A 14,604-nucleotide genomic window follows, 5' to 3' on the forward strand; every position below is an offset into this window, starting at 1 on the left:
TCTGAAGGTGGAATGCTTATCATGGAAACAACCAAGCGAACCCGAGCTGGGATCATCGGACTTGGGGGTATTGCTCACAAAGTATACTTGCCCCTGTTAACCGCGCATCCTGATGTGGAAATTGCCGGTATTATGAACCGTTCTCCAGAGTCGGTAACGGCTGCTCAGCATGCTTATAGATTAGATAACGGAACGACGGATCTGAAGGAACTATTGTCCTGGGATCTGGATGCCGTTTTTGTACATACAGCAACGGAAGCACATTTTGATATTGTCATGCAATGTTTGGAACGGGGACTGGCTGTATATGTGGACAAACCACTGTCCTACACCTTGCGGGAATCCGAAGAAATGACTGCTTTTGCTGAGGCACAGGGGCTGCTCCTTGCGGTAGGTTTTAACCGAAGATTTGCACCGATGTACCAGAAAGCGAAAGCGTGGATGCAACGGGGGCAGGGGTTTGAATCCCTGATGTTAACGAAGCATCGGACAGGCATTCAGCATCTTCCTGCAGCAAAAACGATCTATGATGATCTGATTCATATGCTGGATCTGATGTTATGGTATTCGGATCATCATGTGGAGCTGGTTCATCAATGGGTCCGGACGAATGAGTTGGACCAGCTTCTTCATGCTGCCGGATCAGCCAAGCTTGGAAGAAAGGCCATTGGACGATTCGATATGGTGCGCGAGGCGGGGGCTGACCTGGAGAAGATCGAACTTCACGGCGGAGGCAGATCGGTAGAAGTTGTGAATATGGAAGAGGCCAGATATACCGAACGCGGAGAGCTTGAGCGCAAAGAAACTTTCGGCAGCTGGGACTCCATATTAACGCGCAGAGGATTTAGCGGAGCCGTCAATCATTTCTTGGCTAACCTGGACACGCCGGACGATTGCATCATTAGCTCCAGCCACGTAATGGATAGCCATGAGCTGGCAGAGCAGCTGATTCGCAAGTGATTTTTTGTGAAAACGGGATAAAGAACATAACTCATATGGAGGAATGACACAATGGACGAATATGAAAAGGAACGCAGAAAACAGATCGAGGAAGCGGTCGTAGAAACCTATAAACAGGAAGAAGAAATGATGATTCTTGTATTTGCCCAGTGGTGTGCCAATCATGGACTGGACCCAGAAGAGATGTACCGGCAAGCTTACCCGGATCAGCAGACCAATGAACGGCTGCAGCAAGTGCTGCAGCTGGTTGTGCCGAAGGAGGAAGCCGGAGAGATTCCGGATGATACGGTGCTGGGTGTGTTGTCCATGTTTGGCAACGAAGACTTGGCCATGGTGGTATCGGAGGCAATCGCCGCGCGCAAATAAGCAGAATTTACGTATAATACCTTACATCTGTTCTCGGTGTATGAGCCGGAATTCCTTGGGCGACATGCCGAACCGGGAGCGGAATACGCGGTGGAAATACGTGTAATTGTTAAACCCCGACGATTCGGCGACATGCTCCAGCGTCATTGGACTGAAGATGATCCGTTCTCTGGCCATGTTCAGCCGTACGTCCAGGGTATACTGCATGATACTTTTGCCAAACGCTTCCTTGAACAGATGAACCCCGCGTGACACGCTGATACCAACATGGGTTGCTACATCTTCAAGTTTGAACAGGGAGGAAGCATTCTCCTCGATATAATTTTTTATTTCATACGCCACATAGTTGGTGTTGGTTATCGTCGGATGTTCAGAGAGAAGACGATCCACCTCCAGACATAAGATACGCATGTAGTAACTGGAGATCTCGGGATATGGATTGGAGATTCGGCGCTGCTCCAGCACGAGTTGACGGAACAGGGTCAGCAGGCTTTCGGTCAATTCGACCTTAATCCGGTTTGGCCTTTTGTGGCGTTCCCACCATTCATCCACCCAGGAACCATTAAAAAAGATATGGTAGTCACCGCTCTCTACGAGTCGTTCTCCCATCGGATTCCGTTCATTGTCTATTTTGAGTTCATAAGGCTCGTCCGGACTGAAAAGAAGCAGATCGCCCGCATCGACGAGTGACATCTCGCCGTCTATTCGTGCCCGGCAGCGACCGTCGGTCTGCAGCCTTAGGAGGTAGTTCTTAACCCCGTCGGGATGAATACCAGCATAGGGTTTGCGATGAAATGAGAAGCCTGCTGTAAGAACCTGGCAGGAATAATCGGTCGGCATTGGCATACTCCTTGCAATTTGAAAATTATGACCAGATAGTTCATGTTTCGATCATATTATTCATTTTAATTGAACCCAAAACGGAATACCATAGTATTAAATTCAAGGCACAAAACATTCATCACAGCTTCTCACCATGCGTAAGGAGATGAACGTCACATTGGAGAAATTAAAAGCAGGCATCATCGGGTGCGGTAACATCAGCGCCATCTATCTGGAGAATCTGAAAAATAGCCCGCTCATTGAAATTGTAGCCGTAGCGGACTTGATCCGTGAACGTGCTCAGGAACGGGCAGATGAATTTAATATCGCAAACGTTTACAATGTAGATGAGTTGCTGCAAAATAAGGAAATCGAGCTTGTGCTGAACCTGACGGTGCCTGGCAGTCATGCCATGACCGATCTGGCTGTGCTCGAATCAGGCAAGCATGTCTATGCCGAGAAGCCACTGGCCATTTCGCTTGAAGACGGCCGCAAAGTCATTGAACTTGCTGAAGAGAAGGGATTGTATGTTGGTTCCGCACCGGATACCTTCCTTGGATCAGGCATTCAGACGGCACGTCAGGCTATTGTAGACGGTCTGATCGGGAAACCGATTGCGGCGACTTCCTTCTTCATGGGTGGCGGACCTGAGGCATGGCATCCCGATCCCGAGTTCTTTTACATTGCAGGTGGAGGACCTATGTTTGACATGGGACCCTACTATCTGACAGCGCTGGTTACATTGCTGGGACCCATTCGGAGAATTAGTTCTTCTGCAGGCATTCAGATCACCGATCGTGTTATTGGTTCGGGACCGAAGGAAGGAACGCCTCTCCGGGTACAAACTCCGACGCATCTGGCAGGTACCATCGATTTTACCGACGGAGCCATTGCAACAATGATTACCAGCTTCGATATTCGTGGGGCTTCGGACTTGCCTCGGATTGAAATTTACGGAACCGAAGGCACGCTGAGTGTACCGGATCCTAACTATTTCAATGGGGAAGTGAAGCTGCGCAGATTCGGTCAGGATACGTGGGAGACGGTAACCCCTGTATTCGAGAGCAGTCAGAATGAACGCGGAATTGGTGTTACCGAGATGGTCGAATCCATTCGTGCCGGACGGGAACACAAAGCCAGCGGCAAGCTCGCGTATCACGTGCTAGAAGCGATGCATGCATTCCAGCGCTCTTCTTTGGAGGGCAAGCACGTTATGCTTGAGAGTACTTACGATCCAAATGCAGCCACCAAAGCAAATGAGGATCCGACAGAAATTGTGCAATCGAATTAAGGTAATTCAGTTGATTTAAGTTGAAGTTAGGGCAACACAGGAAGATGGTTTTTCCATCTGGAATAACCAGTATTGTTACGTTTAATTTCAGGATAGAAATGCTCTAGATTTTCCACACTATTAAAACAAACTTGTGATCTGAACGGTACATTTATGCAGTTCTTGGTTCATTTAATCAGCAATTATTCGATATTTAATCCAGGGAGGAATCGCACTTGAAACTCGGCGTATTTTTGGTACTATTCGGAGGACGTAAATTGGAGGATGCACTTGACTACGTAGCATCCAAGGGTTTGAAAGCAGTAGAGATTGGAACTGGAGGCCATCCAGGCAATGCACATTGCAACCCTGAGGAGCTTTTGAACAATGAAGCAGCACTGAAAAACTTTAAAAATGCAGTGGAATCACGCGGTCTGACCATCAGCGCACTGAGCTGTCACGGTAACCCGCTTCATCCGCAAAAAGATATCGCCAAAGGTTTCCACGATGATTTCGTGAAAACAGTCCAATTGGCACAAAAGCTGGAAGTTCCTGTAGTAAACACATTCTCCGGATGTCCGGGAGACCATGAAGATGCGAAGTATCCGAACTGGCCTGTTGCACCGTGGCCGAATGATTTCCAGGAAGTGTTGAAATGGCAATGGGAGAACAAAGTGATCCCGTACTGGACAGAGTGGGGCAAGTATGCAGCAGATCACAATGTGAAAGTAGGATTGGAACTGCATGGTGGATTCTCAGTGCATACTCCAGCTACATTGTTAAGACTGCGTGAAGCTGCAGGCGAAGTCATTGGTGCGAACCTGGATCCAAGTCACATGTGGTGGCAAGGAATTGATCCGGTACAAGCGATTCACATTCTGGGACGTGAAGGCGCGATCCATCACTTCCATGCTAAAGATACAACGATCGATCCGGTAAACGTAAACAAACATGGTTTGACAGATATGCAGGATTACACAAACATGCTTGACCGCGCTTGGCAGTTCCGCTCGGTAGGTTATGGTCATGATAACAAGACTTGGGCGGATATTATCAGTGCCCTGCGTCTCGTAGGCTACGATTACGTTGTAAGTATTGAACACGAAGACGGTCTGATGTCGGTTGAAGAAGGATTCTCTAAAGCCGTACAAAATCTCCAGCAAGTATTGATTGAGGAACCGCTGGGCGATATGTGGTGGGTTTAGAGCTATACTAGGGGGAAATTGAATATGATTAACGTCACCATTTGGAATGAGTTTGTCCATGAGAAAATTCACGATGAAGTAAGGGAAGTCTATCCGGACGGATTGCACCGGGCGCTGGCAGACGGACTCGGCGGCGAAGGATTTGCGATTCGGACAGCTACACTGGATCAGCCTGAACACGGCTTAAGTGATGAGGTGCTGAATTCCACAGATGTGCTGATATGGTGGGGACATATGGCACATGATCGTGTAAGCGACGAGGTCTCACAGAAGGTTGCACAGCGAGTACTGAACGGCATGGGATTGATTGTTCTGCATTCCGGGCATTTCTCCAAACCGTTCAAGGCCTTGATGGGCACCAGTTGTGATCTGAAATGGCGTGTTGCTGACGAGCAGGAGATCGTATGGTGTGTCAATCCTTCTCATCCCATTGCGGATGGGATTGAAGGCAAGATTGTACTTGAAAAGGAAGAAATGTACGGTGAATTCTTCGATATTCCGGTACCCGATGAGCTCGTGTTCGTAAGCAACTTCCAGGGTGGGGAAGTATTCCGAAGCGGCTGCACGTTCCGTCGCGGCGAAGGCAAAATCTTCTACTTCCGTCCAGGCCATGAAACCTATCCGACGTATTACAAGCCGGAAATTCTGAGAGTGATCAGCAATGCAGTAAAATGGGCATATCCTGCCCGCAGCTTCAAGCCGCAATTTGGCAAGAGCGAACCTGTAAGACCATTTGGTGGCGTGCTGGTCTAGGCCGCAAAAGTAGTATCTGATGGGCAAGTGAAACGTATACCTAAGAACCCTTCTCCGAGTCAAGTATGACTGTGGCAGTTGGGTTCTTTTTGGGTAAGATAGGTACATGGGCGTTATACGATATTTGCCATGGTTCATCGAATCGTCCTGAGGTATACTTGTTGTATAGTCAAAATGCAAAGAAGCCTATTAAATTTTAACTTTTTTACGGCAGACGTTTTCTTTGTGACGTAAATGTGTTATTATGAAATATACTAACTAAATGTAAGTTCAGTGATCTCTAAAGAGGTGATTAATGTGGAAGGCCAAGATTTACGGATGTGTCCGCGTTTTGAGACGGCATTCTCGTTTTTGGGCAAACGCTGGAACGGTCTGATTATTCAAACGTTGATGAGTGGGTCTAAGCGATTCAAGGATATTTCCAACCTGATTCCGTCAATGAGTGACAAGATGTTATCTGAACGGATGAAGGATCTGGAGAGTGAAGGTATTCTGATTCGTCATGTTTATCCCGAGACGCCGGTTCGTATTGAATACGAGCTAACAGAAAAAGGGAAAGCTTTGCAGCCTGTGATGAACCAAATTCAGGACTGGGCAGAGCAATGGGTAGATTAAACGATTCATATGTCCAGGCTCAATGATGTGACCTGACAACAGGGAGCTCTTGATTTCGCTGAAATCAGGAGTTTTTTGTCTTATATACTTACTTAGTCATCATGGCTGGTCTGTTCAATATACAGGAATGTAGAAATAAACCACCTTTTTCCTGCAGGCCTTGCACATATTGACAGAAGTTATAGTATAATTTAAGAAAAATGGCCGCAGGCGGCCGGAGCGAGGAGGCCACTTGTCATGAGAGAAGAAAGCTTATCCCGTGAAGTACGCTACGGCAAGCAAGATATTGCGGAACTTGAGAGCGCATCCATTCAGGTTCATCTGATTTACAAAAAAGCTGCGGAACTGTTTAAATATTATGTTAATCCCCACGTGGGTAACCAGGACCCAGGGGAAGCAGTTCCACTTGGAAACAGCAATGGGCAAGAACTGGCTCCGGTCGTCCTGCAAAAGTGGATTCAGACATCGTCAGGCTGGAAATGCATTGGTTGTGAAATAAGATACCCGGGGTCTGTGCAGGATAAGCTGGATGATGATTTTCCACGTGGCCAGCTTACTGGAGCTTCCGGGAAACGAAGATATGTAAAACCCGAAATGCTAATTCAAGCCATTGTATGGTCCCAGTATGAAAAAATCAGGCTGCTGGCACCGTGGCTTGGTGATGAAGCTTTTTATACCACACAAGAGCTGGATGTCATCGCCCGGTACATTGTACCGACATACTTCTCAGAGCGTCCCCTGCATGAGCAGGGCAAGCTCTACAAGATTCACCATCCGTACAGTCAGATCCCGCTGTATCAGGAATACGTAACAGCTCCTACATTCTGTGTACAGATGGATGGAGAGCTGCTCGAAGGGCGACTTTTGACAGGTGTGTATGTGTCGGAGGAACAGTTCCATGGGCTTAATCCGTACCTGAAAAATGGGGACGGGGGCCGGACTTATATGCAGGCGTGTGTTCAATAGAGGGGAATTAAATATAAGGGTTGAACGATCCGAACAAAGGAGCCCGCAAGCGGGCTCTTTGTGCTGCAGGAAGGAATATGGAAGAAAAGTAACGGCATTGACACTTTTTTTGGATGAATATTGTGCCATAATAGAGGTTATGGACAACAGGGTGAAGATTTTACGCAGGGTGGTGTTACCGACATGATGAAGAAGTTCCCCGGTTACATCGGTTTATGTTTGCTTATTATGGCAATTCTAGCCGGATGTACAGAGACACAGCCTTCTGAACAGCCGGTGGTCAAGGAGACCGATACTTCCAATACCATTACCGTTGCTGTCGATGGAAGCACTTTTTTGCCTGATGCAACGAAGTCGATCAAGAGGGATTTTAGTGAAGGACTCACGCTTAAGAAGGCGCTATTGAACAGTGGTCTGGTTGATTTTACGGCCGACGGCAAGCGGATTCAATCCGTAGGGGAAGTTTCACTTGATTCCTCGCTAAGCTGGGCAGTTAAGCTAAACGGCAAGGATATTGATCCGGAAAACTGGGGCATGGAGCTTCATGCCAAGGATGAAGTGATCATTTACGTAAAAGCCGCCGACAGTACAGGAGAAGGTGTTGCATATCAGACAACCCTGCTCAAGATCAGCGGCGGCAATATTATGCCAGACCTTAATCGTCAATATGCGGGTGTCTATATCCAGGAGTGCACGGTTCGCGATGTACTTAAGTCCAGCGGCATCGTCAGAATGTCGGAAAATAACAAATACGTCGTTTCGGTTGAAAATGTTGTTCCACGCATGAATCAGCGTTGGGTGATCATGGTGAATGACAAGGAACTGATGGAAAACGGTTTGGATATGAAGTTGAATCCACGGGATGCGGTTAAATTACAGTTAACGGCATCTTAAACATAAACATAAAGCCCGCACCTCTTTAGGAGGACGGGCTTTTTTCATGTCACTTATAGATTAAGCTCATTACCGGAAGGTGATGACTTCAAGTGCTTAATGCTTAGATGCGGCAAATCTCATTGGGACATAATTCACAATGACAGATGCCTTGGAGCATCTTCAGGTCCTTGATAACAATCATGCCGTTATCATATTCAATGGCATCTTTTTTGCGCAAATCGCTAAGCATGCGGTTCACACTTTCGCGGGTAGCTCCAATCATGTTGGACAGATCCGTGTGGGTAATTTTTTTATGAATAATCACGTGATCGCCGTGGGGCTCGCCATAAGAATTGGACAATCGGATCAAGGTGGAACAGAGCGCACCAGGTTTGCCGTATAACATCAGGTCACGAAATTTGGTTTGGGTTAAGCGGTGATGAATGCCCATCCATTTCATAAAGTCAATGGCGAAGTCACAGTGCTGACAGATCAGCATTTCCAGGTCTTTGTGCTCCAGTACACCGATTTCACTGTCTTCCAGCACTTCCGCCGAGAAGGTATGCTTGGAACCGAAGAACGGATCTGCCTGACCAATCATATCACCGGACTGGTACATGTACATGATAAGCTCTTTGCCTTCATCCGTGGATTTGGTGATCTGGGCACGGCCCCTTTTCATATAATAAAGTTTGTCGGACACATCACCTTCCCAATACAGGTGGGTCCCTTCAGGATAGGTACGGTCTTTCATGGTTACGAGCAGATGATTGAAATTCACTTCCGAGAAACAGTTGGTATTGCCGCGTTTTTCCATGACACTCAGTTGTTCTCTCATAAGTCTATCTCCCCTTTGTATCCACCGGAGGGGGATTACAATCATGCTGCAGTCCGCGCTCCGTGGTTCGCCGCAACCGTTACCGTCCTGATTAGGGTCAATTCCGCAGGGGAGGACGGTACAAATTGCGGTGGTTCAATTTTTAAGTTCAGTATATACCTAATCTTACCGTTTGAGGGGCATGGAAAGGGGGCAAAAATGGCGAAATTTCAAACATTGTGATTAAATTCACTTTGGAGAGGGAAGGCTGCATTTGACAGCTATATATTTTAAATAGGAAGTGAAAATGACCTTCAGAAGGAACTCCAAAAAACTTAAATTAAATTTGTTATACTTTGTGAAAAAAATCACATAATTAACCTTTTCGACATGTTACGATGTGTACGTAAAGAAGAGAGACAAACCAAAAAACAATACGAACCTTTAGGAGGATGAGGGAGATGGCTGTAAAGAACGAAGTCGCCCCAGTAAAAGAACCGACAGCAGGTCAGTATATTCAAACGTTAATTGACAAAGCGAATAAAGCACACGCAGCATTCATGTCCATGGATCAAAAACAGATTGATCGCATTGTGCAAGCCATGGCACTGGCAGGTCTGGACAAACACATGATGCTTGCCAAAATGGCAGTGGAAGAAACCGGCCGCGGAGTGTATGAAGATAAAATCACCAAAAATATCTTTGCAACAGAATATGTGTATCACAGCATCAAATATGACAAAACCGTAGGCGTGATTGAAGATAACGAGTATGAGAGCTTCCAGAAAATAGCGGAGCCTGTAGGCATTATCATGGGTATTACACCGGTGACTAATCCCACATCCACGACGATGTTCAAAGCGTTGATTTCCATCAAAACACGTAACCCGATCATCTTTGGATTCCACCCTTCCGCTCAGAACTGCAGCCGCGAAGCCGCCAAAATTCTGCTCGAAGCGGCGGTGAAGCATGGTGCTCCGGCCGACTGTATCCAGTGGATTGATGATCCTTCCATGGACCGCACGAATGCACTGATGAATCATAATGATGTGGCGCTCATTCTGGCAACGGGTGGATCAGGCATGGTACGCGCAGCGTACAGCTGTGGTAAACCGGCACTGGGCGTTGGACCAGGGAATGTACCTTGCTTTATCGAGAAAACGGCAGATATCAATCAGGCTGTAACGGATCTGATCTTGTCCAAGTCATTCGACAACGGTATGATCTGCGCCTCCGAGCAAGCGGTCATCATCGAAGAACCGATCTTCGATCAGGTGAAAAAGAAAATGATTGCGAACGGTTGTTATTTCGTCAATAAGGATGAAGCTGCCAAATTGACAGCAGGTGCCATCAATGCGGAGAAATGTGCGGTTAACCCGGCAATTGTCGGTCAATCGGCAGTAACCATTGCGCAAATGTGTGGTATCGAGGTTCCGGCTGGCACCAAAATTCTTGTAGCAGAGATTGAGGGCGTCGGCACCAAGTTCCCGCTGTCTGCAGAGAAATTAAGTCCGGTACTGGCTTGTTACAAAGTAAAAACAGCAGCTGAAGGGATTGAGCGTGCTGCGGAAGTGGTTGCCTTTGGCGGCATGGGTCACTCCTCCGTTATTCACTCGAATAATGAAGAAGTCATAAGCAAATTTGCGGATCGTCTGCAAACGGGACGGATTATCGTGAATTCGCCATCCACACACGGCGCCATTGGGGACATCTACAACACCAACATGCCGTCGTTGACCCTGGGATGCGGTTCATATGGCCGTAACTCCACCTCATCGAATGTCACTGCCGTCAACTTAATTAACGTGAAAAGGGTGGCTCGCCGTACCGTGAATATGCAATGGTTCAAAGTGCCAAACAAAGTGTACTTCGAAAAAGGAGCAACGCAGTATCTGGCCAAAATGCCTGATATTACTCGCGTAGCCATCGTTACGGATGCCATGATGGTCAAACTGGGCTATGTGGAAAAAGTGGAGCATTATCTGCGTCAACGCCAAATGCCGGTAGCAATCGAAGTATTCTCGGATGTTGAGCCCGATCCATCAACAACAACGGTAGACCGCGGTACAGATATGATGCGCCGCTTCCAGCCTGACTGCATTATCGCTCTTGGTGGTGGATCACCAATGGACGCTGCCAAAGCCATGTGGTTGTTCTACGAATATCCGGACACGGACTTCAATGATCTGAAGCAAAAATTCATGGATATCCGTAAACGTATCTACAAATATCCGCGCCTTGGATCAAAAGCAAAATTCGTAGCGATTCCGACAACGTCGGGTACAGGATCGGAAGTAACATCGTTTGCCGTAATCACAGATAAAAATCTGGGCAACACCAAATATCCACTGGCAGACTATGAGCTGACTCCAGATGTAGCCATCGTGGACCCTGAATTCGTCTATTCACTGCCAAAAACAGCGGTTGCAGATACAGGTATGGACGTACTGACACATGCCATCGAAGCGTATGTATCGGTTATGGCCAATGATTACACGGATGGTCTGGCGATCAAAGCCATCCAGCTGGTATTCCAATACCTGGAGCAATCGGCGCTGCAAGGGGATAAACTGGCACGTGAGAAAATGCATAATGCTTCGACGATTGCCGGTATGGCTTTTGCTAACGCGTTCCTGGGCATTAACCACAGCTTGGCGCACAAATGGGGCGGACAGTATCACACCGCACATGGACGTACCAATGCAATCCTGATGCCGCACGTCATTCGTTATAACGCGAAAAAACCGACCAAATTTGCATCATTCCCGAAATATTCGCACTTCGTAGCAGATGAGCGGTATGCTGAAATTGCCCGAATTCTGGGATTGCCTGCACGTACTACAGAAGAAGGGGTGAACAGCCTCATCAATGCAATTCGCAAACTGAACAAAACACTCGGTATTGAGGAATCGTTCCAGGAAATCGGATTTGATGCCAAGGACTTTGAAGCTCACGTGGATTACCTGGCCGATCGTGCTTTCGAAGATCAATGTACAACCGCCAATCCGAAACTGCCGCTGGTGACTGAACTGGCAGACGTTTACCGCAATGCGTTCTACGGACGGTTTGAATAAACAGTATCGTTAACAAGCAAAAATGAGTTTAAGGTTTAGGCAATAGGTTCAGGGTTCCCCGAAAGGGGAGCCCACATTGCCGTCCTTTTGTCGATGACGGAATCTTTTGGGGATCCGTTGAACGGTTTGGTATTCACACATTAACGGAGAGGACAGAAAAAACTGAAGAAGCGAAGCGCTCGCCTTTATCAATGGATTTTCCCAATTAGAATAAGAAATGAAAAAAATCCAGTGATAACAGCGATCGGAAGTTGTTCTGGCCCGCGCAGTGGCTAAGTGTGAATAATTATGGGGCTCACCATGATCCTGCGATGGTGAAGTGAGGAAGTTCACTAACTTTGTGATAAAAATCACAGATGGTGAAACCCGCAAGACGTATACTGAAAATGTAAGAAAAACATCCATCCCGCGGTTCCGGTTCCCATGTAGAGAGAACGTGTTCCGGCTGATATGTGAAAAAGTTCACATTAATCGCGGCTCTGGGCACAGATGAGACGATTTTGCTGCACCCTGTCATGTGTCCGGAAATCCAAATTTGTGGAGGGATTACTATGTCGGTGATCGAAAAAGACGTAAAACAACAAACAGGCTGGAGAAACTTTACCAAAGGCACATGGACCAAATCCGTGGATGTGAATGATTTCTTGGCACATAACCTGTCTCCGTATTATGGGGATGAGTCATTCCTCGCAGGGGCAACACAGAATACGAAAGACCTGTGGGACATCGTATCCGATCTGACTAAAAAGGAACGGGACAACGGCGGCGTACTGGATGTGGACGTAAATACTCCGGCAACGATCGTGTCTCACGAACCCGGGTATCTGGATCAATCCAAAGAGCAGATCGTCGGTGTGCAAACTGATGCTCCATTCAAACGCTCCATTCAGCCAACAGGCGGAATTCGCATGATGATTGATGCATGTCAGGCTTACGGCTTCGAAATGCCTCAAGAAGTCATTGATATATTTACTAATATTCGCAAAACACATAATCAGGGTGTATTCGATGCGTATACATCCGAGATGCGTGCAGCACGCAAAGCAGGTATCATTACCGGTCTGCCTGATGCTTATGGTCGCGGCCGGATCATCGGCGATTACCGCCGGGTTGCTCTGTACGGGGTGGACTTCCTGATCCGTGCCAAAAAAGGAGAACTGAACGCTCTTGAAGTGGATGTCATTGATGAAGATGTTATCCGTCTGCGTGAAGAGTTATCCGAACAAATCCGGGCTCTGCAGGAATTGAAGCAGCTGGGCGAAATGCACGGCTTTGATATCTCCCTGCCGGCTACCACAGCGAAAGAAGCGTTCCAATGGCTGTACTTCGGTTACCTGGCTGCCATCAAAGAGCAAAATGGTGCGGCCATGTCCCTTGGACGTGTATCTTCATTCCTTGACATTTACATTGAACGTGACCTGCAGGAAGGTCATCTCACCGAGGAGCAGGCTCAGGAACTGGTTGACCATTTCGTCATGAAGTTGCGGATCGTCAAATTCCTGCGTACACCGGACTACAACGAGCTCTTCAGCGGTGACCCGACATGGGTAACCGAGTCCATCGGCGGGATGTCCGTGAACGGGGAAACACGCGTAACGAAAAACAGCTTCCGTTTCCTGCACACGCTGCACAATCTGGGACCCGCACCGGAACCTAACCTGACCGTACTCTGGTCTACCAAACTTCCGGAGGCGTTCAAAGAGTATTGCAGCAAAGTATCCATTGAAACCAGCTCCATCCAGTATGAGAATGATGATCTGATGCGTCCAATCTACGGAGATGATTATGGTATTGCGTGCTGCGTATCGGCGATGAAGATCGGTAAACAAATGCAGTTCTTCGGCGCTCGTGCCAACCTGGCGAAAGCACTGCTGTATGCGATTAATGGTGGACGTGACGAGAAATCCGGTGCACAGGTCGGACCGGAATATCCGGCCATTACAAGCGAAGTGCTGGATTACAATGAGGTCATGAAACGGTTCAAACCGATGATGGAATGGCTGGCTAAACTGTACATGAATACCCTTAACGTGATTCACTACATGCATGACAAATACAGTTATGAACGGATCGAGATGGCTCTGCATGACCGCGATATCGTACGCACCATGGCCTGTGGTATTGCCGGCCTGTCCGTTGCAGCCGACTCCTTGAGTGCAATTAAATATGCAAAAGTTAAACCGATTCGTAACGAGCAAGGAATCGCCGTTGATTTTGTAATTGAAGGAGACTTCCCTTGTTACGGTAACAATGAAGACAGCGTCGACAGCATCGCGGTTGAACTGGTAGAGAGCTTCATGGGCATGATCCGCAAACATAAAGCGTACCGTAATGCCATTCCAACCCAATCCGTACTGACCATCACATCCAATGTGGTGTACGGCAAAAAAACCGGTACAACACCGGATGGACGTAAAGCAGGCGAACCGTTTGCTCCAGGTGCCAACCCGATGCATGGACGTGACAAAAAAGGAGCTCTGGCATCCCTGGGTTCTGTAGCCAAATTGCCTTACGAACACAGCCTGGACGGTATCTCCAACACATTCTCGATTGTGCCTAAAGCGCTCGGTAAAGAGTCCGATACGCGCAAATCCAATCTGGTTGCCATGATGGACGGTTATTTCGGTCAAGGTGCTCACCATCTGAACGTGAACGTGTTCGATCGTCAGCAGCTGATTGACGCCATGGAGCATCCGGAAAATTATCCACAATTGACCGTTAGGGTATCCGGTTATGCCGTAAACTTCATCAAATTGACGCGTGAGCAGCAGCTGGATGTCATTAACCGGACCTTCCACGGTTCGATGTAATAAAACGGTAAACAGGAGTAGATCACCATCATAAACGCACAGCGGATGCGGATACAGAAAGGAAGAGGCA

12 protein-coding genes are annotated in these 14,604 nt (G+C 47.6%); 10 read left to right on the plus strand and 2 right to left on the minus strand.

Going from position 1 to position 14,604, the window contains the following annotated elements; translation table 11 throughout:
* The first annotated feature begins 21 nt into the window (after nt 1–21).
* Together AC3WQ3_RS04425 and yxiS are read left to right on the plus strand one after the other, a co-directional pair.
* Nucleotides 22–960, plus strand: a complete 939-nt coding sequence (locus AC3WQ3_RS04425; RefSeq protein WP_492471544.1) for a Gfo/Idh/MocA family protein — start codon at nt 22–24, stop codon at nt 958–960.
* A gap of 51 nt (nt 961–1,011) precedes the next feature.
* The gene (gene yxiS, locus AC3WQ3_RS04430; protein WP_492471545.1) at nt 1,012–1,326 is read left to right on the plus strand and encodes a protein YxiS; all 315 of its coding nucleotides are present in this window, start codon (nt 1,012–1,014) and stop codon (nt 1,324–1,326) included.
* 21 nt (nt 1,327–1,347) lie between these two features.
* Here the strand turns inward: yxiS and AC3WQ3_RS04435 are convergent, their stop codons facing one another.
* Complete coding sequence (locus tag AC3WQ3_RS04435) at nt 1,348–2,166, minus strand: helix-turn-helix domain-containing protein (protein ID WP_095290352.1); 819 nt, start codon at nt 2,164–2,166, stop codon at nt 1,348–1,350.
* Nucleotides 2,167–2,326: 160 nt separating this feature from the next.
* On the opposite strand from AC3WQ3_RS04435, the gene AC3WQ3_RS04440 reads away from it, so the two are divergent.
* The 6 genes from AC3WQ3_RS04440 to AC3WQ3_RS04465 all read left to right on the plus strand — a co-directional run bounded on the left by AC3WQ3_RS04440 (nt 2,327) and on the right by AC3WQ3_RS04465 (nt 7,851).
* Entirely contained in the window at nt 2,327–3,439 is a 1,113-nt protein-coding gene (locus AC3WQ3_RS04440; RefSeq protein WP_095290354.1) for a Gfo/Idh/MocA family protein, read from the plus strand.
* A gap of 215 nt (nt 3,440–3,654) precedes the next feature.
* On the plus strand, nt 3,655–4,623 hold the full coding sequence (locus AC3WQ3_RS04445) for a sugar phosphate isomerase/epimerase family protein (RefSeq protein ID WP_095290356.1): 969 nt from the start codon (nt 3,655–3,657) through the stop codon (nt 4,621–4,623).
* A 24-nt stretch (nt 4,624–4,647) separates the two neighbouring features.
* Nucleotides 4,648–5,376, plus strand: coding sequence for a ThuA domain-containing protein (locus tag AC3WQ3_RS04450; RefSeq protein ID WP_127537906.1), 729 nt, complete (start codon nt 4,648–4,650; stop codon nt 5,374–5,376).
* A gap of 318 nt (nt 5,377–5,694) precedes the next feature.
* Complete coding sequence (locus tag AC3WQ3_RS04455) at nt 5,695–5,991, plus strand: winged helix-turn-helix transcriptional regulator (RefSeq protein WP_148565210.1); 297 nt, start codon at nt 5,695–5,697, stop codon at nt 5,989–5,991.
* Between the two features lie 237 nt (nt 5,992–6,228).
* Nucleotides 6,229–6,957, plus strand: a complete 729-nt coding sequence (locus AC3WQ3_RS04460; RefSeq protein WP_492471547.1) for a hypothetical protein — start codon at nt 6,229–6,231, stop codon at nt 6,955–6,957.
* A gap of 183 nt (nt 6,958–7,140) precedes the next feature.
* Nucleotides 7,141–7,851, plus strand: coding sequence for a hypothetical protein (locus tag AC3WQ3_RS04465; protein ID WP_127537908.1), 711 nt, complete (start codon nt 7,141–7,143; stop codon nt 7,849–7,851).
* A gap of 103 nt (nt 7,852–7,954) precedes the next feature.
* Here the strand turns inward: AC3WQ3_RS04465 and AC3WQ3_RS04470 are convergent, their stop codons facing one another.
* Nucleotides 7,955–8,671, minus strand: coding sequence for a Crp/Fnr family transcriptional regulator (locus AC3WQ3_RS04470; protein ID WP_095290364.1), 717 nt, complete (start codon nt 8,669–8,671; stop codon nt 7,955–7,957).
* 440 nt (nt 8,672–9,111) lie between these two features.
* Between AC3WQ3_RS04470 and adhE the strand changes: the two genes are divergently transcribed.
* Both adhE and pflB read left to right on the plus strand, forming a co-directional pair.
* Complete coding sequence (gene adhE, locus AC3WQ3_RS04475) at nt 9,112–11,724, plus strand: bifunctional acetaldehyde-CoA/alcohol dehydrogenase (RefSeq protein ID WP_492471548.1); 2,613 nt, start codon at nt 9,112–9,114, stop codon at nt 11,722–11,724.
* A gap of 551 nt (nt 11,725–12,275) precedes the next feature.
* Complete coding sequence (pflB, locus tag AC3WQ3_RS04480) at nt 12,276–14,534, plus strand: formate C-acetyltransferase (RefSeq protein WP_492471549.1); 2,259 nt, start codon at nt 12,276–12,278, stop codon at nt 14,532–14,534.
* Nucleotides 14,535–14,604 lie beyond the last annotated feature (70 nt).

It is taken from the genome of Paenibacillus sp. FW104-T2 (assembly GCF_058789975.1).

Coding starts and splice junctions, on each gene's coding strand:
- AC3WQ3_RS04435 (WP_095290352.1), bottom strand. CDS start 2,166: ATGCCGACCGATTATTCCTGCCAGGTTCTTACAGCAGGCTTCTCATTT.
- AC3WQ3_RS04460 (WP_492471547.1), top strand. CDS start 6,229: ATGAGAGAAGAAAGCTTATCCCGTGAAGTACGCTACGGCAAGCAAGAT.
- AC3WQ3_RS04425 (WP_492471544.1), top strand. CDS start 22: ATGGAAACAACCAAGCGAACCCGAGCTGGGATCATCGGACTTGGGGGT.
- AC3WQ3_RS04450 (WP_127537906.1), top strand. CDS start 4,648: ATGATTAACGTCACCATTTGGAATGAGTTTGTCCATGAGAAAATTCAC.
- AC3WQ3_RS04470 (WP_095290364.1), bottom strand. CDS start 8,671: ATGAGAGAACAACTGAGTGTCATGGAAAAACGCGGCAATACCAACTGT.
- yxiS (WP_492471545.1), top strand. CDS start 1,012: ATGGACGAATATGAAAAGGAACGCAGAAAACAGATCGAGGAAGCGGTC.
- AC3WQ3_RS04455 (WP_148565210.1), top strand. CDS start 5,695: ATGTGTCCGCGTTTTGAGACGGCATTCTCGTTTTTGGGCAAACGCTGG.
- pflB (WP_492471549.1), top strand. CDS start 12,276: ATGTCGGTGATCGAAAAAGACGTAAAACAACAAACAGGCTGGAGAAAC.
- AC3WQ3_RS04465 (WP_127537908.1), top strand. CDS start 7,141: ATGATGAAGAAGTTCCCCGGTTACATCGGTTTATGTTTGCTTATTATG.
- adhE (WP_492471548.1), top strand. CDS start 9,112: ATGGCTGTAAAGAACGAAGTCGCCCCAGTAAAAGAACCGACAGCAGGT.